The following is a 20,823-nucleotide window of genomic DNA, read 5'->3' on the forward strand; positions in this document are numbered from 1 at the left end:
GCCCAGAACGCCTCGACCGTCGCCGCGGCCAGCTCCGGTGCCGCCGCGATCGCGCCGAGATCGTCGCCGGTGGCGTCGGGGCCGCCGTCCTGGCCGCGCACGGCGGTGGCGGCGACCCGGCCGAGCGCGTCGAGCGCGACAGCCGTCTGGTTGCCATTCGGATCGGTGAGCAGGGTCGGGGTCAGCATCCGGTAGTCGACGCGCGGCCGGCCCACGATCGCGCCGGCCACGTCGCGCGGGCCGGCGGTGACGACGTTGCCGACCGGGTCGACGACCGAAACCGGGACCAGGTCGTAGTCGTCGTAGCCGACCTCGGTCGAGTAGAGCGCGCCGGGCCCGCCGACGGCGGCCGCGGCGGCGGCAAACGGGTCGACGAACCGGCGCGGCCGGAAGAAACGCGCTCGGGCGTAGGCAAGCACGGCGCCCGGGGCGTCGCCGATGGCTGCGGGCGTGTAGCGCACGGTTCCCGACGGTGCCCACCAGGCGTCGGGCATCGCCTCTGGCGGTACCGGACTCGCCGGGGCGTCGGCGAGCTGGACGTACCCGGCGCCGCGCAGCATCGCCGCGTCCGCCCGTCCGCCGAGACCGCCGGTCACGTTGTCGGCGCTCAACGCGAGCCGGTAGCTCTCGTGGGTCAGGCCGCGGGCCTGGTTGGTCCCCCAGGGCAGCGGCCCGTCGAGCCGGTCGGCGGCGAACCGGGTCAGCGACCGGCCGACCAGCGTCCGCGTAACGCCGGCCGGGGGCACGCCACCGCCGTCGTCGGCAGGCGCGCCCGCCAGCGCGTCCGTCAGCCAGGTCCGGGCGAGGCGCGCCGTCGCGTCGTCGAAGCCCGGGCCGGACACCTGGGAGGTCACGACGTCGTAGGACACCGGAACGCGGTACGCGTCCGGCTCGGTGGCCGCGCCGCCGGGACCGTCGTCGTTCTCGGTGCTGACGGCAGCGGTGAGGGACGTTCGGGTCTCGGCCACCAGCGCCCGGGCCTGCGTGGCCTGGGTCCGGGCGGGCAGCGCGGGGTCCGACGCCGCCCGGCCGTAGGCGAGAGACACCGCGTGGGTGACGGTGCCGTACGGATCGACGTCCAGCACGACCTCGTGGGCCAGACGCGCGTTGTCCGGGTCGCGCTCGCAGGTGACGGTCAACGTCTCCCGCGGGTGAACAGCGAAGACACCGAACCGGCCGGTCGCCCGGTCGGGGTCGGCCAGCACCTCGACCGTGTAGTTGTGCTCGGTGACCGCATACGGCCGTCCCTCCCGGTCGGAGCCGTCGAGGGCGTACACCTCCTGGCGCAGCGACCGCCCTTTCAACGCTCGGCACGCCTCCCGACAGGTCTCCGGCGGCGCTGACGCGCCGGACCCGGGCACCAGCCGGCCGGCCCCCGGTCCCACCCGCCGCTCGGGCGGCGGGGTGTCGTTGAGCAGCCACGCCGCCGGCCCGCCGTCGGCCCGCGCGGGCGACTCCCGGGCTCCGAAATACTCGTGGGCGAACAGGGCGGAGATCCGCCCGCCGCCGGCGGCGGCGCCGGTGTGGAACCAGCTGACCGTCCGCACCGGCGGCAGCCGGCCGGCATCCTCGTTCGCGGCGGCCGGCGCCGCTCCGTCGCCCAGCGCCCCGATCTGGTCGGTGTCGATCTGCTCGACGCGGCCGAAGCCGCGGAACTCGCGTTCGACGCCGTCGAAGTAGCCGTGATGGTAGCTGTATCGGGTGACATACCGGTTCCGGCTGACCCGGTCGAGGGTCTCCAGCTTCTCGACGACGTGGACGGGGAACGGCAGCCGGGTCACCCACGGGGCGCCGGCCGCCCGGTCCGCCAGGTAGAACCGGGTCGACGGCGCGTAGCTGACCGACGTCTCGGCGCCGAGGTTGTTCACGACGCGAACGAGCAGGTTCGGCTTCTCGCTCATCAGGTCGACGTAGCGGACCTGCCGGCCCGCGGCCCCCGGCAGCGGTGAGGACCAGACGAGGCAGCTCGTTCCGTGGCCGAGCAGGTCGACAACCGACACCGACGCGACGTCGTCGACCGGCGGGAACGCGGATAGCGGTCGTGGCGGCGCCCAGCCGTTGCCCATCTGGTTGAGGTAGAGCGTGACGGCGTCGCCGCCCAGGTAGACCAGGTCAGCCGGGCCGGTGCCGTCCACGTCCGCCAGCCGCAGCCGGGCCGGGTCGAACAGCTCCGGGCGGTCGAACCAGGGCGAGTCGTCCATCACCACCGGCGTGCCGAAGCGCCCGTGGCCGAGGCTGGGCCAGTAGCGGACCTCGCCGTTGCGGATCCGGACCAGGTCGGCCAGGCCGTCCCCGGACATGTCAGCCTGCATGATCGCCGTGTGCCGGTCGGAGTGGACGAGGCGGGGGCCGGCGTCCTCGTCCCGGGCGACCGGCAGCCGCCGGCCCGGGCCGAAGCCGTCCGCGCCGAGCGACGGATACCAGGTCCAGTCGTCGTCGCCTACGACGAGCACGTCCGCGTGCCCGTCGCCGTTGAGATCGATGAAGCGCAGGTCGGGGTTGGCCCAGTTCAGCGCCGGCAGCGAGCGGAACGGCCGAAACGGCCGCCATCCGTCGCCCGCCCCGGCCGGGGGGGCCTCCGGGTCGGTGAGCGGGTTGGCGCGTTCGAAGAAGCCGGGCAGCGGACCGGTGAACGCGACGAGGTCGAGCTGGCCGTCGCCGGCCAGGTCGAGCAGCCGCGCCTGGCCCTGGGCCAGAGACGACGACGGGCTGGTGGTGAGCGTCCGGATCGGTCCGAACCGGCCGTCGCCGAGGTTGGGCTTGTAGAACCAGGCGCCGGCCTGCTCGCTGAGCACCCCGGAGATCGACTCGCCGTCGAGGTCCGCCCACTGGTACGGGTCGAGGTCGATTCCGGTCGGGAGGTTCTCCAGGCTGGCCGGGTCCAGCTCGGCCACGGTCGATCCGGGCGTCGCCACGCTGTAGGTGAGCTCCAGCGGCGGCAGGGACATCGACGCGTAGCTGGTCGGGCCGGGCGCGCCGCCGGTACGGCGATAGCCGGTCAGCGTCACCGACTCCAGGAAGGCGCCGGCTGGGCCGCCGCGATGGCCGTCGGTGCCGTCGCCCCGGTCGTCGCGGTAGGCCAGCGTCAGCGACCGCACCAGGCAGTCGGCGCCGACGTCCGGCTCGGCGGGACAATGATGGAACATCAGGATCCGCTGGCACAGCCGGTAGCCGCGGACCTCGAACCCGGCCCGGTAACTGGACGACGGGTCGTTGCGGCAGGGCCAAGTCCGACCGGGCGTTGCGGCCGGGGTCGGCCACACCTGGCCGGGCTCGGGCTCCGGCCCGGGCTCCGGCGGCGGCGTGTGTTCGCCGTAGTCGAAGACCAGCTCGAAATGCCAGCCGTCGTCGGCGTCCCGGGGGGGCGCCGGGTCGGCCAGCCGGCTGACCTTGTTTCCGTAGCGGACGGACGACAGGTGGCGGTTGGCGGTGCGCGCGGCCGGCGGCCGGTGCAGCTCGTGCCCCGCGGCCAGGTCGACTCCCGCGTCGTTCTCCGCTGTGTAGCGGTAGACGATCGCGTTCCCGAGCGCGTCGTAGGACTCGCTGATCAGCCAGCTGAACACCCGCCGCTCGGGGTCTGGTTCGTCGGGCCGGTCGGGACGGTCGGCGATCTGGGACTCGCCGTCCCACCCGTAGACGGTGGTGATGTTGTCCCGGCTGATCGAGCGCCAGTGGGTCCGGCCGGTTGCGGCCTGGGTCCATCGTTCGATCCGGGCGTACAGCCCTTCGACGCGTGGCCGATAGCGCGTGACTTCGTAGGTCGTCCCGCCGACGGTGCGCGGGTGGCGGCGCGGTTGCCCGTCGGCGCCGAGCACGGGGACGAGGTCCTCCGCGCCCGATAGGATGAACACGTCGGACTCGGTCGCGTCGTCGTAGGTCGGCAGGCCCTTGTCGGTCTTGCGGGTCACCGCCGGCAGGCCGATGCTCCAGCCCAGGCCGAACGGTCCGTGCCCGCCCCCGGAGTCGTAGGCCAGCGCCAGGGACGGCCCGAAACCGGACCGTCCCTGGGTCGTCGGCAGGGGGATGGTCAGCGAGCCTGTCCCCGTCGCCGGGTTGGCCGCGAACTTCTCGCCGATGCCGCGCACAGCCCCGCCGCCCTTGGGCAGGGACACGTCGGGCGCCGCTGGCGGTGACGCCGCCATCGACTGCTCAGCGTCCCGGGCTAGGAGACCCCCCAGGCCGGCGGAGGCAGGATTCCCGGCCCTGACCGCGCGCCCCCGGACCGGTTCATGCTCACGCATGTGGTCTCCCCTGTACCTGGCCAGCACATAGCCAGGCCGCGCGGGAGCCGTGATCACATGACGGCGGGACGGAACGCGCAGCGTCACCGGGCTGGCTGCTGTTTCTGGTCAAGCGCACTCCCCATGGGTACGCGGAAAGCCGTAGAAAAGATCATACGCCGCTGTCACACTCGTTGCCGTGGGGGTATCGTCGCGAGCCAGCCTCGGCCGGCTGCTGGACCTGACCGTCTCGGCATTGGACAATCCGCAAGCCCTGTGGCCCACAGCCTGCGAAGAATTAGCACGCACGCTGGGCACCCGGCTCGCTGGCCGCTTTGAGGTCCGCTGGCCGGTCGGCGTCACCCGATCGCAATTGCTGAACGAAGGGGTCTGGACCGGAACGATTCCATGGACGCCGCCCGAGGTGGCCATTCATCCGCTGGTTCGCACGTTCGCGACCACGTCGGATCTCACGCCCCGGACCCTCGACGACGTCGCCGACGACGAGTGGCGGACGTCGGCCGAGCACGCGGTCTCGCGGGAGCGCTTCGAGGGCGCGTTCGCGCAGGTGCTGGTCCCCCTGCGGCGCCCCGGCAACGAGCTGCACTACCTGGGTGCCGTGCGCACCGGCCGGGAGTTCAACGAGCGCGAGCGAAGCTATCTGAGCCGCCTGCAACCGCTGCTCATTGCGATCGAGCGGCACGTCCGCGAGGTCGACCGACTGCGGCGCGACCTCGCGCTCACCGTTCTGCCGACGGCCGACCCCCGGCCGAGCGCTGCCGAGGCGGGACTGACGGTCCGCGAGTCGGTCGTGCTCGCGCTGCTCGTCGACGGGCTGAGCCCGGCACGCATCGCCAGCCGGCTCGGAATCTCTGTCCGCACCGTCCTCAAGCACCAGGAGAACATCTATCGCAAGCTGGGCGTCCACGACCGGGTGAATGCCGTGCTCGCGGCCCAGCGCCTCAAACTCGCGCCGGTAGTCCCTCAAGAATAGCCACGGGTCGGCCGGCGCGACCGACGCCGACGGGTCAGACATCATGGGGAGGCGGCCCGGCTCCCCAGACGAACACTACGAAGAAAGGATGGCCACTGGTAGCTACCGCGTTGGGGCCTTTCCAGGGCGCGTCGACGCTCCCCGACTTGGTGTAGAAGTTGAACTCCCCGGACGATCGGCTCGCGGTGTTCGGGTCGAAGGGGCCGGTAGGGTCGCTGACGGTGAACGTGACGGTCCGTCGTGTCCCGCCGGTGTCCACGTAGGCGTACCGCACCCAGCCGGAGGAGCCGCTCGCGCTCGGCTTGGGATCCTTCAGCCAGCAACGCCCGATACCGCCGGCGCCGATCAGCTTCGGTGGCTCGAGCGCCCAGGAACCGACATAGCTACCGAAGTCGTCACGGACGAGCTCGTAGGGGCCGCCGCGATTACTGATCTCCACGACACATGAGAAGTCGAGCGCCGCGGTGATGACGCTGCCGATCCCGTTCACCCACGACGTGAAGGTGTAGCCCGCGTCGGTAACGAACTGGGAGACCTCGTCGACGGCGAGGCTGAGGTCGTTCGTCAAGGTACTGATCAGATCCTGGACGGCTATCCCGACGAGATTGGCGAGGTTCGCGACCACGCCGACGAAGAACTCCTCCGCGTAGATCGCGAAGGCGCGCCCGATGACGGCCGCTGCCTGGTCGCCGACCGCGTTCGGGTCGTTGCTGGTCAGCCCGAGGCTCTGGTAGGCCGTGACGATGGCCTGGTTCTCCGAACGCACCACGGACACGGCCGCTGGCACCAGGTCACGGGGCTGCGGGGTCTTCGGGGCATCGAATCTGAAGCTGACCTCGTTGTCGTTCGTCGTGACGTTCTGGTAGCCCATGCGGGCGAGCGCCGCGGTCAAGGCCGACGTCATCGTCGCGTCGAAGCACTCGATGAACACGTCCATGGCGAGCTCGGCCGGGTCGGAAAGGACTCCCCACTTGAAGCCGGTAAGCCACCAGTGCCGCTCCGGGCCGCGGCTGAACAGCGCGGTGCCGTTGCGATAGAGCGTGGAGGACATGCGGAGCAGCTCGCTGTCGCGGGCGCAGTCGAAGAACTGGTTGTGTCGCGGCGTGGGGTCGTTCGGGCGCTTGCCGACGGTCGCGTCGAGCAGGCTGTACAGCGGCGACGAGGAGCCGATCGGCCGGTTGTAGACGCCGATCTCGCAGCCGGTCTCCAGCCCGTACTGCCCTTTCCAGAGCTCGATCATCCAGGTCTTGCCCGCGTAGTCGAAGAAGATCGGCTCACAGTCGATGACGGAGTTCATCGCGAGCGCCGCGGCGTCATAGCCGTACGCATACCCGAACTGCCGCTGCAGTGGGTCCATGCGGGAGAAGATGATGTCCTGTCTCGGGTCGTACCAGAATCCGGCGGCCACCACGGCCTGGGCGAGCAGGCTGCGCGGGGTCCATTCCGGGACGCCGGGGTCACCACCCACCTGGAAGTCGACGTACAGCGGATGCCAGGGCGCCGGGACACTGTTCTTCGGCGTCGTCGCGTCCGGGGGGCTACCAGAGTTTGCGACGAACGACGTGCCACCTCGCGCATAGTTCGGGCTGAGGATCGTCGGGCAGCCGTACGCGAAATCGAATCGGGCGCCGTCGGCGGCGGAGGTGTAGACGGCGCCGCCCTCCGCGCCGTTGGGACCGAGGAAGTCCTGTAGCCAGAAGCGGGCGGTCTGCCCGGGGGCGATGGTCGCCGGCGGCTCCACGACGTAGTAGCCGTGGTCGGCCCTTCCCTCGACCCGTTCGAGCGCCGCCTCGGCGGCGTTCGTGATGCTCACGTAGCAGGAGTAGTCGCTGAGCGCCGACGGGACCAGCCGATCGGGAGTTTTCGGGCTAAAGGGGCCGACGCAGTAGGCGTCGCCGCGCTTGACGACGCACCAGACCGAGAGCCCGCCATCGGCGCCGATCATGCCGAAGGTAAAGCCACCGGTTGGTCTGCCATTCTCGGTGTCGGGCTCCGAGGGGCACTCGAAACCACTGTTCACATATCGGAACGCCGAGTTCAGGATGCCCTCACGCGGCACATGGGTGTGGCCGGTCACCGCCCCGATCGCGCCGCGCTGCCACCCGTACTTCTGAGCGAACCACGCCATGTAGGTGCCGTCGTAGTCCGCGTACGCCGCCTTCGTGGCAACCACCGTTCCCACCTCGCCGCCGCCCGACCGCTCGACCCACTCGTCCCAGAGGCCGTCATACTTCCGCTTGGCTTCGTTGATCGTGGTCGTGGAGCCGTTCGCCATGATGATGGGCGCGTCGGCGCCGAGCCCGCAGCGTTGCGCGAAGTAGTCGAGTACAAGGTCCGTCACGGACGCGTCAGCCAGTCGCGGATACAGGGACGCCGCGAAGCTTGAGAGGCTGAAGCCGTACGGCGACCCCTGATCCGAGAGATCCGCCGCGGTCTTCCCAGGCTCCAGCGTGGTCTCAAGAAGGTGCGCGATCGCGCGGGCCACGAAGTGACCGACGGGGACCTCGCCGGGATAGCGTGGATCGGGCGCGTTGAACATGGTGAAGTGATGGCCGTGCGTCAGCAGGATTCCGCTGCCATCGACCACGATGTCCTCGGCGAGCCGCAGCCGTGGGTCGCCGGCCGCCAGGGCAAGATCTTCCTGCGTGATCGCGATGTCGTGGTTCCCGCGGATGTACAGCGCGTTCCCACGGAGCTTGGCGACGGCCTGCCCGAGTTTCCCGCCCGGCCCGAGGATCGCGCGATTCGCGGCGATGATCTCTTCTAGCGTCGGTGGCCGCCGGTCGGGCGGGTAGGTCCAGAAGTCGAAGAGGTCACCGAGGATCACCAGCCGCGAGACGTGCCCGCCGGCATGCGCGATGACGTAGTCGAGGAGCGCGGACAGGTACCTATCGTGGACCTTGGGCTGGTACCAGCAGGTCCGCGCGCCATTGCCGAGATGGACGTCGCTGATGACAACCGTCCCACCCGCGGCGGGCTGCTCCGGCGCCGTCGGGGCGCACCACCACTCGGCGTCGACCGGCGCCGCGCTCCCGGGCGTCACGCCGCCAACCACCGCCGAGGTCGATCCCGGCGGAGTCGGTCCGCCGTGGTCGACGGGCCTCGCTGGAATTGGCGCCGATCCCGATGCGGCCGGGCAGCAGGCGCTCATACGAGGCGAGCAAGGACACCACATAGACCCAACCATTCCGTCGCGGCACTGTTCACTGCTCGGATGCTCGCGTTCCGGCCGCATCCAGAGCCGCGCCACGACCATTCCCTGGCCGAAGGGGCGCGGTCAGATGCCCACCGGTCCATCCCACGACGAGAATGTCGCGACCTGGGCCCCTCGGCGATACGAAGAAATACGTAGAGGCCCCCGGGGCAACCGAAGCAGAACCTCAGCCCGACCACGACGCCGACGATCACCGTCACGAGACGGGTCGAAGCGTCCGGAACTGCCAGGCCTGCGGAATGCCTGATCGGTTCGGTCGATGATGTTTCGGTAGGCGCGGTCACCGGGCATCGTCCCTGGCCAGGGCCCGAGTAGCGACCGGCCGGACAGTGATTTCAGGGCCAACTACCAAGATCAATCGGTTCGGATGCTGGTACACAGGGTTCACCCTTTCTCTGATCATGCCGTTGACCTGGGCGAATGCGGTTCGCGATCTATCGCTTGAGATCCAGCCCCATGGAACGGTGCTGGTCAGGGCGTCGACAGCTGGTTCGAGCCCCGGCTGGACGACCATGTTGCGACCATGCGAACCGTCCGCCGAGGTACTGAGCGGTGGCGACTTCGGAGGACACCCGCGGTAGCCACAGTAAGCCGCTGGGCCAGCACCAATAACGTGCAGGGCAACCTGTTTGCCGGGCGCCTGGGCAGGGACGAAGGGAGCGGAGGCGGCAGGACGATGCCCATCGCCCTGGACCACTTCATTTCCGTGGTCTCCTTGGTGGACGTCCCCGATTCGGCGGAGATCATGGTTGACACGTCCCGTGCACGGCTGTTCGGCAACCTCGACGAGCTGGCGGCTACCTCGCGGCTGGTGGGGACCGCCCGGCCGGCAGCAGGCACCCGCGGGTGCCGGAGGCCGTGTACCCCGTCGACTACGGCTACCTGGGGGGCACCGTGGCCGCGGACGGTGACGGCGTGGACGTCTTCTGCGGCAGTGCCGTCGGTGCTGGCGTGGTGGGGTTCCTCGTGAGGGCGGATCCCGGGTAAGCGTGACGTGGAGGTCACGGTTCTGATCGACTGCACCGTCGAGGAGATCGGGCGTGTGCGGCGGCTGCTCGACGACGTACTGGGGATCGGGGCCTGCTCGTGCGGCGGAATCTGGAGACCGCCACTGGCTCAGACGGCCCGACGGCTGGCGAAAAACCGGGTGCGCAGACGTGGCGGCAGCGGGGACGATGAGACGCCTGGTGCGTGACAGGATGCCTTGAGGAGGATCGCGGAGCCGTGCCCGGTCGCGATCTTTCTCGACGGTTCTACGAGCGGGCGGTTCGGCCGCTGGTCGCGGACGTGCCCCACGCTGCCGCGTTGCTCGGTGAGGGGTCCGAGGTCCTCGGCTTCGACGACGAGGTCTCCACGGACCACGATTTCGGCCCCCGCGTGCAGCTGTTCCTACCGCCAGGTCTCGACACCACGCCGATTGACGTCGCTCTGGAGCGGCTGCCAGCGCGGTTCGACGATTTCCCGGTCGTCTACCCCGATAGCGATCGACACGGCGGCCGGCCACACCACCAGGTGGAGGTGACCACTGCGGAGGCGTTCTTCGTCGACCGGCTCGGCGTCGACCCCGCCTGCGGGATGGATCTGGCGGACTGGTTGCTGGCCCCGACCCAGATCCTGGCCAGTCTCACGGGCGGCGTGGTCCTGCACGACCCCTTCGATCTGCTCACCGCGCGGCGCCGGGCGCTGGCCTGGTACCCAGACGATGTCTGGCGGTACGTCCTGGCAGCCGGCTGGCTGCGTGTCAGCCAGGAAGAACCGTTCGTCGGTCGGACCGGCTGCCGCGGCGACGACCTCGGCTCGCGCATACTTGCAGCCCGGGTTGCCCGCGACCTCGTCCGGATCGGATTCCTCCTCGAACGCCGCTGGGCCCCCTACAGCAAATGGCTCATGACCGCGTTCGGGCAGTTGACCCTCGCGGACCAGGTCGGTCGGCACCTCCGCAACGCGCTCAGCGCGGCGCAGTGGCGGGAACGCGAAGCAGCGCTGTGCGCCGCGGCCAGTCATTTCGCCGCCGCCACGAACCGGCTTGGTCTGGCCGAGCCTGTCGACCCCGCGCCGCGCCGCTTTCATTCCCGAGACATCCAGGTGCTCGGGGCTGAACGCCTCACCCGCGCGCTGACCGATGCGATCATGGATCCGCGGCTGCGAGCCCTCCTCACCCGGCTCGGACACCGACCCGACGGCCCGCTCGGGCATCTGCCCGGCGCGATCGACCAGGCCCTCGACAGCGTCGAGATCCTCACCCGACCGAGCCGGCGCCGCGACTATGCCCCCATGCTTGGGCTCCGGGCGTGAATCTTCGCGGCAAGCTGTCCGCGGGGTGGATCGAGCAACTCGGCGGCGCCGACGACTGGGACGCATGACCAGATGCACCTCGTGCGTCGGGCTGCTTCGCGACGCTTCGGGTCGCGGCTGGGTGGTGGTCCGCGCGGCACGCAGGACGCCGGCAGGCGTCGCGCGTGAGGCGGTGCCCGAGCCGTGCGGTCGTGGCTGTCTGGAGGCGATAATGGCCATGTGACCGTCGACCTTCGTGACAGCCGGATCGCCGAGGTGTGCCGGCGCTACGGCGTCGCCGAGTTGTCCGTCTTCGGCTCGGTGGCTCGCGGCGACGACACCGACTCCTCGGACGTCGACCTGCTGTACGTGCTGGCGCCCGACTCGAAGCTTGGTTTTGAGATCGTCGATCTCCGAGATGATCTCGAAAAGATCCTCGGTCGTCACGTCGACCTGGTTCCCAAGTCTCGGCTGAAATGGGTCATCCGCGACCGGGTGCTCGCGGAGGCTAGGGTCCTCTATGCGGCGTGATGAGCTGTACCTCGTCGATATGATCGAAGCGGCAGTCGCCGCGACGGCGTTCGTCCGGGACGTCGACGAGACCGCGTTCCTGGCGAGCGACCTGATCCAGAGCGCCGTTCTGCAAAAGCTCCTGGTGATCGGCGAGGCGGCCGGGCGAGTCTCGCCCGAGATCCGCGCGCGCTGGCCGGACGTGCCGTGGCGGTCCGTCACAGGCTTCCGCAACATCGCCGTTCACGCGTACTTCGAGGTCGACTGGTCGATTGTGTGGCGAATCGCCACGACCGCGCTGCGCGAGCTCCAGGAGCAACTGATGGTGCTCCTGAAGGCAGAGTTCCCGCTCGTCGCCAGCCAACTCGACCAGCCGCACTGACCACGGGCACATCGCCCTGGGCGCGGACGTACAGTACTGACCGTCAGCCCCTCGGCGGCGCGACCGCGGCCTGAGCACAAGCACATTCCGAGGCGGAATAGGAAGGTCGACGCGACCACGATGCCCAACGATTACGGTCACCAGGCGGCCCGGAAGTGCCCGGAACCGCCAGGTGTTCGGAACGCTTGTTCTACTGGGTAGACGATGTTCCGGTCGGCGCGGTCACCGAGCATCGCCCCTGTTCAGGGCGCGTGTGGCGACCGGCCGGATGGTGATTTCAGGGCCGACGATCAAGATCGAACGGTTCGGATGCTGGTACACAGGGTCCACCTGGTAGTCCGATGGGTTGGTGGGATGATGACTCCTCATCGCCATGACCTGTGGGTTCGCGAGAAGGATCCTTCCGAGTCATGCGGGTGCCCTGCGGGCATTGCGCGAACCGGGACCGCATCGAACCACTGAGTGATCAGGCCGCATCGCTCGGCCAGCTGTGGCACCAGGGTGCTGGCGCCGAGATCGGTCTTGGTCGGCGGCGTGCTGCGCCCACACGACCCGCCGCGGCGGGCTCTTGACAGGGCCCGCTCGTGACCGAGCGCCTCGCCGCCGGCGAAGGACAGCAGGAGCGGATCACCGCGATCGGCGATCAGGCGTTGTTCACGGTCAAGGTCCGGCATTGATGCGCATCGCCGGTCAGCGTGAACCGTCCACGTTCGTAGACAGTACTGGTTGCCTACGAACGTAGGCAACCAGTACTGTCTACGAACGAAGGCAAATCGGGACGCCTACGAGCGTGGACAGGATGCCGCCATGGCCAACATCACCAATGCCCGTCAGCTCGGCGCGGAGGTACGCGAGGCCCGCAAGAAGCGGGGCCTGTCCCAGGAGGACCTCGCCGCCCAGGCAGGGGTCTCCCGCGCCTGGCTGACCCGCTTCGAGACCGGCCACCCGACGGCGAGCATCGAACCCCTCTTCCGGCTGCTCAGCGCCCTGGGCCTGAGCCTGGACCTGGCCCAACGTACGGTCACCGAGGCCGAGGCCGCGGTGCTCGCCGCGCTCGCCGCACGGGCGAAGCGCTGATGGCCGCACGCAGCCTGCTGGTGGTCCTCTACGGCGTCGTCGTCGGCCGGATCGCGCAGCGCGGCGCCGCCGCCGAGCCCGAGTTCACCTACGAACCGGCATACCTCGCGGCCAGACCCAGTACTCCCCTGGGTGTACGGATACCACTGAGCGGGACGACCTACCGAGGTAAGAGCGTCCGTGCCTTCCTCGAGGGCGTACTGCCCGAAGACCCCCGGACGCGGCAGCGTTGGGGGGCCGCGCTGGGCGTCGAGCCCGATGACACCTTGGCGCTCCTCGCCCAGATGGGTTGGGACTGCCCCGGCGCGGTGCAGTTCTGCGAGCCCGGCGTGCTCGACGAGATGCTCTCCCGTGCCCAGGAAACGCGGCCCGTCACCGATCAGGACATCGCGAAGCGGCTCAGCGCCCTGCGCACCGGGGACGCGGCCTCCTGGAGCCTGCCCGACGAGCACTGGTCGCTTCCCGGCCAGCAGTCGAAGTTCGCGCTCGCGAACCTGCCCACCGGCTGGCACGAGGCGCACGGCTCGGCGGCGACAACCCACATCATCAAGCCAGGTATCGGGCGCCTCCACCACCAGTCCCTCGTCGAGCACGCCACGATGCGCGCGGCCAGCGCGCTCGGGCTCGACGTCGCCCAGACCGAGTTCACCCGTTTCGGCGACGGCGAGCCGGCGATCGTCATCGAGCGCTACGACCGCGTCATCCTCGACGACGGCGGCGTCCTACGCCTCCATCAGGAGGACTTCTGCTCCGCCAGCGGACGGCTCCCGTCGAAGAAGTACGAAGCGCACGGCGGCCCCGGACTCACCGACCTCGCCCGGATCGTCGAGCAGAACTCACACGGCCACGCCGCCGACGGCCTGGCCGCCCTCGGCGACTTCGCCGCCATCAACTACATCGCCGGCGCGCCCGACGGCCACGCGAAAAACGTGTCCCTCCTGCTGCTCCCCAACGAGATCAAGGTCGCCCCGCTCTACGACCTGGCCACCAGCCTGCCCTACGACGGCGACCCGGGCCTGCGCGAGGTCGCTGTCGGGATTGGCGGCCGGCGGAAGTTCGGACAGGTGCTCGGCAGGCACTGGGACCGCGCGGCCGCTCTCCTCGGTATCCCTGCCGAGCAGTACCGCACAACCGCCAGGGAAATGGCCGGGCACTTCCCGGACGCGTTCTCCGACGCGCTCACGAAGGTCGGTACGCCCGAGGCCGAGGAGGTACGGAGGCGCTCAATCGACCGCATCGCCCGACACACCCGTCAGCTGGCGGAACGCCTCGACGACCCGACGGAACGCTGACGCCACCCGGTGTCCGGCTTACCGGTCACGGCGGTGCGGACATCGAGCGCCATATGGAACCCGCTCTGACGACGCCGCGGCGAGGTGGTCAGCTGGCATAGCACTCGGGTCTGACCCGAAAAATAACGTGAGGTGACGGCGGTGCTTGGCTCACGCGGCCTCGGGGATGGGGTCGAAGCGGACGGTGTAGCCGAGGGTGTTGGCCTGGTGGGTGAGGCGGCGTAGGGCGCGTTCGGGGTCGCGGCGGGCGAAGTAGTCGCCGCCGAGGTCGTGGTAGTCGGTGTCGTTGCGCAGCATGTGCCAGACGGCGGTGAGGATGGAGTGCTCGATCGCGACGAGGGCCTTCTTCTTGCCGAGCCGTGGGGCGAGCCGGCGGTAGCGGGCGCCGAGGTAGGTGGTGTCGCGGGTGCGGGCGGCGGCCATGGCGGCGGTGCCGAGGGCGCCGCCGAGCCAGTGGTTGCCGTGGCGGGTCTTCCCGGATTTGCGTTTACCGGCGGACTCGTGGTGGCCGGGGCAGACGCCGGCCCAGGAGGCCAGGTGCCCGGCGGTGGGGAAGCGGGTCATGTCGGCGCCGGTCTCGGCGATGATGACCTCGGCGACGGTCCGCCCGACGCCGGGGACGGTCGCGAGCTGCTCAAGTTGGCGGGCAAAAGGGCGCATCTCCTCCCCGATCCGCGTCGACAGCTCGGCGATGGCCTCGGTGAGCTGGTCGATGCGTTCCAGGTGCAGTCGGCACAGGAACGCGTGGTGCTCGGAGAAGCTGCCGGTCAGCGCCTGCACCAGCTGGGGGATCTTGGATCGCATCCGGGCCTTCGCCAAGCCAGCCAGCGCGTCGGGATCGCGTTCGCCGTTGATCAGCGCGGCGAGCATCGCCCGCCCGGACACCCCGAGAATGTCGGTGGCCACCGAGGACAGCTTGATCCCGGCGTCCTCGAGCTCCTTCTCCAGCCGCTGGGCCTCCCGGGTCCGGTCGGCGGTCAGCGTCGTGCGGTAGCGGGTGAGGTCACGCAGGTGGCGGATCGGCTCCGGTGGCACGAACGACGCTTTGAGCAGGCCGCACTCGCCGAGCTGACACAGCCAGGCCGCGTCGGACACGTCGGTCTTGCGCCCAGGCAGGCCCTTGGCGTGGGCGGCGTTGACGAGGATCACCGGCAGGCAGTCCTCCAGCAGGTAGAACGCCCCGCGCCAGTAGTCGCCCGTGGCCTCCATGACCACCAGGGTGACCTTCTCGGTCACCAGCCAGTCCCGCAGTTCCAGCAGGGCATTGGTCGTCGTCGCGAACGTGCGGGTCTCCTGTCTACGCGACCGGCCCCGGCCCGGGTTCGGCGTGCGCACGCACGCCTTGAGGTCCTTCTTACCGATGTCCAGCGCGGCGCACCGGTCGTGCAGCAGTTCCACCGGGGTTCCTCCGAATCCTCCAGACACACCGCCAGGCGTGGCCGACCGGAGGGACCACAGGACTCAAAAAAGTCTAACCCGCGTACTCGAAGCAACAATCAACAACGCCTATCGGTGGTCCCCGCGCCATCCTGACTCCCGAGCTCGGGTGGCATCACAGTCACACCGGCGTCCCGGACGGCCGCAGCCCCGATTTTCCCGCCACCACGGCGGCCCAGCGCAGCGGCCCCAGTTCCTGACACGAAAATAACGTGCACCCGGTCATGGGCAAGCCGCTGCGATGGGCTCGAAGCGGAGGGTGAGGCCGAACGGCAGCAGGCCCGGGCTCTCGACTTCCAGCCGGTCGTCGAAGATGGCCACCCGTATCGGCGCGCCGCGCTGGCGGTAGTCGGCGTGGGCGACCGCGTTGATGACAGCCTCTCGCACCGCGACCGGCGGGATGCTCCACCGGTCGGCGTGGCGGACGGCGCCGATCTCCACTCCGTGCAGACTGTGCTTCTGGATGAAGCCGATAGCATCTTCGGTCGCCTGGGGCAGGTGTGACCGGATCTCGGTCTGGTCCAGAAGCCGGCTCTTGTCGGTGCCGGCGAAACGCCCGGCTTGAATCCAGGCGTCAGGAAATAGTTGCGCCCTGTCGTGTCCGAACAGCAGCACTCCGCCGACGGTCGGGACGGTGCGTCCTTGGTGGACCGTGAGCAGCCGCAGCGTCTCCAGGTCAACCCGGCGCAGCTTCCGGACCGGTGCGAACGACTCGGAAGCAGCTCGGAAGTCCACCGCTTCCGCGTCCAGTTCCGGCAACGGCTGCTCGTCGTAGGCCTCGCCGCGCGCGTAGCGCCGTAGCTCCTCGACGAGATCGGGATCGGCGCGGCGGTTGGTGGAACCGACCCGCACATATACCCCGGCGTCGAGACCCGCGCTGGCGAGGTAGTGCGGCCGGGTGGGACTCGGGAAGACCTCAACCGCCACGACATGCGTGCCGCGCCAGGGAATGATCTCGATCTCGGGTACCAGGCGCGGGGCGATCTGATCGCTGATCACGTTCGCCAGCCGCTCCTCCAGATCCAACGGCTCGGCTACACCGCGCACATGCCGGCTGCCATCGTCGACGATGACCACGTCGCGAGCCTGACGTCAACCGTCCCAGGTCACCCGAAGATCACGTGTTGGTGTTGTGCTGCCCTTGGAGCACATTCTCGGCGCGCGCCCGGTGAAGGCAGCCAACCTCCCGATAGACCCGCCGGTAGGGGGCCAGCAGCGGCAGCCGGGCTCACCGCCGCCTTCGGCTCGTTCAGACTGTCCGCCGGGACACGAGCCAAGGCCCTGCCGTAGCGGTGCAAGATCTTCGTTATAGCGATCAGCGACCATGACCGAAAGGTGCTCTGGGCTCGGGCGCACAACACATGCGCCATGTGCAGGAAGCCACTCGTCGTGGACGGCGACGCGAACAGCCGGGAGTGGGGGTGTCCGATCAGCGGTGAGTGTCGGGCAGAGCATGCCTGCGGCGTGCCCAGGCACCCTTCCCAGAGCCGGGAAGGGTGCGAACCGATAACACGCATGTTATCGTGGGCGGGTGGTCTGGCAGGTATTGATCCATCCCGCCGCAGATGCCGAGCTGGGCAAGATCCCCGCGACGGAGCGGGCAGCGATCGTCACAGCTTTCGACAAACTACGAGCCATCGGTCCGACGTTGGGCTACCCGCATACCAGTGACATCAGGGCCGCACGCCACCTTCGAGAGCTTCGACCGCGGCAGGGCCGCAGCCCTTGGCGGGCGTTCTACCGACAGATCGGCAGATCCTCGTCATCGGTGCGGTTGGACCGGAGGCCGAAGCTGACCCGGCTGGCTTCCGGCGGGCCATCGCCATCGCCGTGCGACGCCTTGACAACCTGGAGGAGGACAAATGAAGCTTTCAGACCTCAAGCCACTCGACCAGGTGATCGACGAGCAGCGCGGCGACGAGGAGTTTCGCCGGGTGTGGGACGGTGCGGCGTTCGCCCGCGAGGTCGCCAACCGGGTCGTCAACTTCCGCACCCGTAAGGGCCTATCCCAGCGCGAGTTGGCGGCGCTGGTCGGCATTGCCCAGCCTGCGATCTCCCGCTTGGAGCAAGCCGAGCACCAGCCTTCGTTCGAGACACTTGCGAAGTTGAGCCGGGCGACGGGCCTTACGTTCCATTTTGAGGTCGTGGACGGCACTGTCGAGCTCGTCGACGCATGATTGGTACCGAACCAGACTTCCCCGGCGGATATGAGACTGTCGCTGACTGGATCACCGAGCTCTACAACGACAAGCCTGGTCGTTGCCTGTGGACGGTGCTTGACGATCCGTTGCGCTTGGCACTGGCCCAGGGCTGGGTCTGGGACGTCAATGGTCGCCAGGCCGACGACGACCTCGCCGAAGACCTAGCCGCCTACGACTCGGACAACAAGCAGTTTGACGAGATGCTCGCAGCCTTCGTAGATCACTGGCGGTACGTCTACCGAGGGCTGAGCAAGGGCGTCGGCCTGCTTCGGTGGACGACGCTCGTCGGCGCGAATATGGAGCTCGTCGTCCTGACGTCCTCGACGTACATCGGAACGCAGGGCGGTCGCAAGATCCCGGGGCACTCCTTTGTGACGCACCTGGACGGGGATGACTGGCTGATCGCGGCAACTGCACGGCGCCTCCCGGTCCCAGGTTGGCCACCCTCCGAGGCGACCATCCCAGGCCTGGAGATCGACGGATAGCCGCGTCGCCGAAAATGCCATCGTCCTCTCCGCGCCAGTGAGGTGTTTTGGACCCACGCCTGAGCGCGTCCATCAGCTGTCGCCAAATGATCATTATCCGTGCACCACCTCCCTTGGCTCCGCTCGTCCGCCGGCTGGTTGGGATCATCGCCGCTCCATGAGGGAGACAGCTATGCGACCGGACGATCCTGTCCGACCGCGCCGACTGCATCGACCTCGAAGCCACCTACACCGGCATCGACGACAACCGCCCCGGTGACTGGCTGGAACGGCTCATCGCAGACCTCGACCACCAGATCGCGCCGCACGTCTAGGCGGGCTTCTGTCGGTGTATTGGTCGAGGTGGGCGAGACGGCCGACGACCAGGCCTGCACCGACGGGGGCGCGGTCCTGGTCGTCGAGCTCGCCGGCGCAGGCCGGCTCGCTTCCCACTGGCTGGACCCAACGGGCCTGGTCTCGTACGGCTACGGCGGACCCGCCCCAGCGCTACGTGAAGGCGGTGGTCGAGGCGCTCGCCACCGCCACGCAGGCATCAACGCGATGGGTGACATAAACACTGTTGATCAATCTCGGCGGGGCGGCCTGCGGATATGCCGTCCTCGACAAACTGCCGGTAGCCCCGCTATCCCGCCGCGCTGAAAGACGGACCTGCCGAGCGCCGACCCTGGGACCTTCCAGGTTCCGCTCACGGGACCTACCGGCCAGGATCCTCTTGACGGGGCGCTCGACCGATGGAAGCAAGGCCGGTCGAACGCGATGTTCTGACCTCAGGGTGCCACGGTTGGCGTGACGCCGGGTCCGTAGGAGGGTCATATGCACGGAGGAGGGATCGACGGCATGAGACGGACGATCGGGTTACTGCTCGGGATGGTGGTCCTTGCGGCGGGAGTGCTGGTCGCGGCGCCGGCAGCGCAGGCCGCAGATTCTGTCTACGTCTACCGGAACCAGGGCACCGGCCAGTGCCTCCTCGATAGCAACATCCGCGGCTTAGTGGCAGATACCTGTTACGGGTCCGACGATCAACGCTGGGTCGTTCACCCGTGGGGGGACGGCACAGTCCGCCTGGGGAACGTCGGCACCGGACGTTGCATAAACGACAGCTTCAGTATCGGCAGCATCTCATCAGAGGCGTGCAACAGCAGCGAAAACCAGAGCTGGTGGGTCGTGTACTGGGCCGACAAGACCCGCAGATTCCAGAACCAGGCCACCGGCCATTGCCTTGACCAGACCTTAGACGGCGGCCTCCGCACATGGGAGTGCAACAGCGGCAAGAACCAGAGCTGGTACAACCACATGTAGCCGAGCGGGCTGCTTGGAACGAGGACGCGAGGAAGTTACGCTTCACCCTGCGGGTACCCCCTCGCCTGGACGATGGTCCTTAGACAAGACCATCGTCCAGGTAGAGGGAAACTTCCATTTCCGCAGCGCGCTCTCGCGATCAGGCCTACTGAAAGGCCCTGGGCTAATGGACTCGATGTCATGTGATCGATTAGAGCGGCGGCCGCCGGTAGGCGGGGGTCACCGCCGGGATGCGGGGTGAAACCAGGCCAGGTGGCCCCGGATCCCGTCCCGCCACGGCTGCCGCCGTGACACACTGATGTGCGATCATCTTCCAGTGCCATGGCTAAGGAGTCGGTGTGAACACGGTCCTGGTACAGGTTCCCCAAGACCCGACGGCCAATCATGTATTAGCCCCGTCACCCCTGGTACGCGAACTCGGATCGGGCGAGGAAGCGATATTCGGGCGGGGCGGGCGAGGTCATCCTGTGGACATCGAACTCAGCCACCCAGGCGTGTCCCGAACGGCCGGCCGCGTCCGGGCGACCGAGGACTTCTGGACAATCAGCAACCTCTCGCCCGACCGAACCTACGTGGTCGAGAATCCCGAGGGTGGCGGCGAGTTTGTCAAGGTCGCGCCACGACGGCTGGACATGCCGGTGCCGTTCGAGTTTTCTCGTGTCGTCCTTCCAGCGGGTGTTACCCGGGTCAGTTTCCTTGTCTTCGCGCATCAGCACACATACCTCGACCAGTCGCCCATCGCGCCGGCCGGACCGGATGCGACGACCTCGGCCTATCCACTCGACCAGACCGCCAAGTACTTCCTGGTTCTCGTGGCGTTGTGCGAACCTCGGCTTCGCGATGGCGCGTCGGCGGTCATCCCGTCAGTACCTGATGTCGTCCGCCGGCTGGCAAAGCACCCCGACTGCGGCGATCTCAGCCGCAGCGCCGTGGGCTTCCACATCGACTACCTCGCCCGCACCAAGCTTAGGATCCGCAGACCTTCAGCCGACGTCCCCGGTGCTCGGGCGGACTGGCAGCGAGCGGCGTTGGTGTCCCTCGCGCTGCGTTTTGACCTCGTGCGCGTCGAGCACGTCGCGCTGCTTGACCAAGGCTTGCCCGCCGCACTTGTCCAGCGCGCGATCGCCTCGCCATCGCTCCGGGTCAGCCCGTCTGGCCTCGCGGTCGGTACCTGACTAGGTTCTGGGCCACCCGCTCGGTGTATTTCACCCAACGAGCGGGGATCCCTCCCGCATTGCGGACGCTGTCCGCGGAGGACCGGTAGGCAGCCGCCAGCAGAAGCTCGGGAGTGCCCGGAACCTCTTCGAGTTGTGGGGCGAGAACGCATAGATAGCGCCCTACGGCGGGGATCGATTCCTCCGGCGAGAACGGCGGCTTGGGCGTCACGCTGCGCTGACCGGGCGGGAGGTAGTATTGAAGCACCTGTGGTGTCCAACGA

Annotated in this window: 17 protein-coding genes and 2 pseudogenes; 13 read left to right on the forward strand and 6 right to left on the reverse strand. The window is 68.9% G+C overall.

Features of this window, described 5'->3' with window-relative positions:
• On the reverse strand, positions 1-4,241 hold a 4,241-nt coding region (locus U9983_RS18680; RefSeq protein ID WP_322755269.1), incomplete at its 3' end, for a SpvB/TcaC N-terminal domain-containing protein.
• 178 nt (positions 4,242-4,419) lie between these two features.
• On the opposite strand from U9983_RS18680, the gene U9983_RS18685 reads away from it, so the two are divergent.
• On the forward strand, positions 4,420-5,214 hold the full coding sequence (locus U9983_RS18685) for a helix-turn-helix transcriptional regulator (RefSeq protein WP_322755270.1): 795 nt from the start codon (positions 4,420-4,422) through the stop codon (positions 5,212-5,214).
• A gap of 34 nt (positions 5,215-5,248) precedes the next feature.
• On the opposite strand, the gene U9983_RS18690 is transcribed toward U9983_RS18685, so the two are convergent.
• Positions 5,249-8,257 carry a DUF4474 domain-containing protein gene (locus tag U9983_RS18690; protein WP_322755271.1) on the reverse strand — a complete coding sequence of 1,003 codons (3,009 nt, stop codon included), beginning with the start codon at positions 8,255-8,257 and terminating at the stop codon, positions 5,249-5,251.
• 1,017 nt (positions 8,258-9,274) lie between these two features.
• Here U9983_RS18690 and U9983_RS18695 point away from each other — a divergent pair.
• The 7 genes from U9983_RS18695 (at position 9,275) to U9983_RS18725 (ending at position 13,963) form a co-directional block, all read left to right on the forward strand.
• Positions 9,275-9,415 carry a hypothetical protein gene (locus U9983_RS18695; RefSeq protein WP_322755272.1) on the forward strand — a complete coding sequence of 47 codons (141 nt, stop codon included), beginning with the start codon at positions 9,275-9,277 and terminating at the stop codon, positions 9,413-9,415.
• Positions 9,416-9,422: 7 nt separating this feature from the next.
• Positions 9,423-9,623 (forward strand): hypothetical protein, encoded by a 201-nt coding sequence (locus tag U9983_RS18700; RefSeq protein WP_322755273.1) that lies wholly within the window; start codon positions 9,423-9,425, stop codon positions 9,621-9,623.
• A 29-nt stretch (positions 9,624-9,652) separates the two neighbouring features.
• Complete coding sequence (locus U9983_RS18705) at positions 9,653-10,723, forward strand: DUF4037 domain-containing protein (RefSeq protein WP_416211441.1); 1,071 nt, start codon at positions 9,653-9,655, stop codon at positions 10,721-10,723.
• A 219-nt stretch (positions 10,724-10,942) separates the two neighbouring features.
• Positions 10,943-11,233, forward strand: coding sequence for a nucleotidyltransferase family protein (locus U9983_RS18710; protein ID WP_322755275.1), 291 nt, complete (start codon positions 10,943-10,945; stop codon positions 11,231-11,233).
• Positions 11,223-11,594 (forward strand): DUF86 domain-containing protein, encoded by a 372-nt coding sequence (locus U9983_RS18715; RefSeq protein ID WP_322755276.1) that lies wholly within the window; start codon positions 11,223-11,225, stop codon positions 11,592-11,594. Before U9983_RS18710 ends, U9983_RS18715 begins: the two co-directional genes overlap by 11 nt.
• Before the next feature lie 807 nt (positions 11,595-12,401).
• Positions 12,402-12,671, forward strand: coding sequence for a helix-turn-helix domain-containing protein (locus U9983_RS18720; RefSeq protein WP_322755277.1), 270 nt, complete (start codon positions 12,402-12,404; stop codon positions 12,669-12,671).
• Positions 12,671-13,963: a type II toxin-antitoxin system HipA family toxin gene (locus U9983_RS18725; RefSeq protein WP_322755278.1), complete on the forward strand. Its 1,293-nt coding sequence runs from the start codon at positions 12,671-12,673 to the stop codon at positions 13,961-13,963. The genes U9983_RS18720 and U9983_RS18725 overlap by 1 nt, the downstream gene beginning before the upstream one ends.
• Before the next feature lie 150 nt (positions 13,964-14,113).
• On the opposite strand, the gene U9983_RS18730 is transcribed toward U9983_RS18725, so the two are convergent.
• Together U9983_RS18730 and U9983_RS18735 are read right to left on the reverse strand one after the other, a co-directional pair.
• A complete protein-coding gene (locus U9983_RS18730; protein ID WP_322755279.1) occupies positions 14,114-15,361 on the reverse strand; it encodes an IS110 family transposase in 1,248 nt (415 codons plus the stop codon).
• A gap of 261 nt (positions 15,362-15,622) precedes the next feature.
• On the reverse strand, positions 15,623-16,477 hold the full coding sequence (locus U9983_RS18735; RefSeq protein WP_322755280.1) for an RNA-binding domain-containing protein: 855 nt from the start codon (positions 16,475-16,477) through the stop codon (positions 15,623-15,625).
• A 454-nt stretch (positions 16,478-16,931) separates the two neighbouring features.
• Between U9983_RS18735 and U9983_RS27965 the strand changes: the two are divergent.
• The 3 genes and pseudogenes from U9983_RS27965 to U9983_RS18745 all read left to right on the forward strand — a co-directional run.
• A pseudogene (locus U9983_RS27965) lies at positions 16,932-17,129 on the forward strand (type II toxin-antitoxin system RelE/ParE family toxin); the annotation flags it as partial.
• 133 nt (positions 17,130-17,262) lie between these two features.
• On the forward strand, positions 17,263-17,577 hold the full coding sequence (locus U9983_RS18740) for a helix-turn-helix transcriptional regulator (RefSeq protein WP_322755281.1): 315 nt from the start codon (positions 17,263-17,265) through the stop codon (positions 17,575-17,577).
• Entirely contained in the window at positions 17,574-18,086 is a 513-nt protein-coding gene (locus tag U9983_RS18745; protein WP_322755282.1) for a hypothetical protein, read from the forward strand. The genes U9983_RS18740 and U9983_RS18745 overlap by 4 nt, the downstream gene beginning before the upstream one ends.
• A gap of 170 nt (positions 18,087-18,256) precedes the next feature.
• Here the strand turns inward: U9983_RS18745 and U9983_RS18750 are convergent, their stop codons facing one another.
• On the reverse strand, positions 18,257-18,394 hold the full coding sequence (locus U9983_RS18750; protein ID WP_322755283.1) for a hypothetical protein: 138 nt from the start codon (positions 18,392-18,394) through the stop codon (positions 18,257-18,259).
• Between the two features lie 529 nt (positions 18,395-18,923).
• On the opposite strand from U9983_RS18750, the gene U9983_RS18755 reads away from it, so the two are divergent.
• Positions 18,924-19,385, forward strand: a complete 462-nt coding sequence (locus U9983_RS18755) for an RICIN domain-containing protein (RefSeq protein ID WP_322755284.1) — start codon at positions 18,924-18,926, stop codon at positions 19,383-19,385.
• Between the two features lie 338 nt (positions 19,386-19,723).
• The gene (locus U9983_RS18760; RefSeq protein ID WP_416211440.1) at positions 19,724-20,560 is read left to right on the forward strand and encodes a serine/threonine protein kinase; all 837 of its coding nucleotides are present in this window, start codon (positions 19,724-19,726) and stop codon (positions 20,558-20,560) included.
• On the opposite strand, the pseudogene U9983_RS18765 reads toward U9983_RS18760, so the two are convergent.
• Positions 20,529-20,823, reverse strand: a pseudogene (locus U9983_RS18765) (protein kinase); the annotation flags it as partial. The gene U9983_RS18760 and the pseudogene U9983_RS18765 overlap by 32 nt on opposite strands.

Source organism: Protofrankia sp. Cas3 (assembly GCF_963555955.1).
Classification (GTDB): Bacteria; Actinomycetota; Actinomycetes; order Frankiales; family Frankiaceae; genus Protofrankia.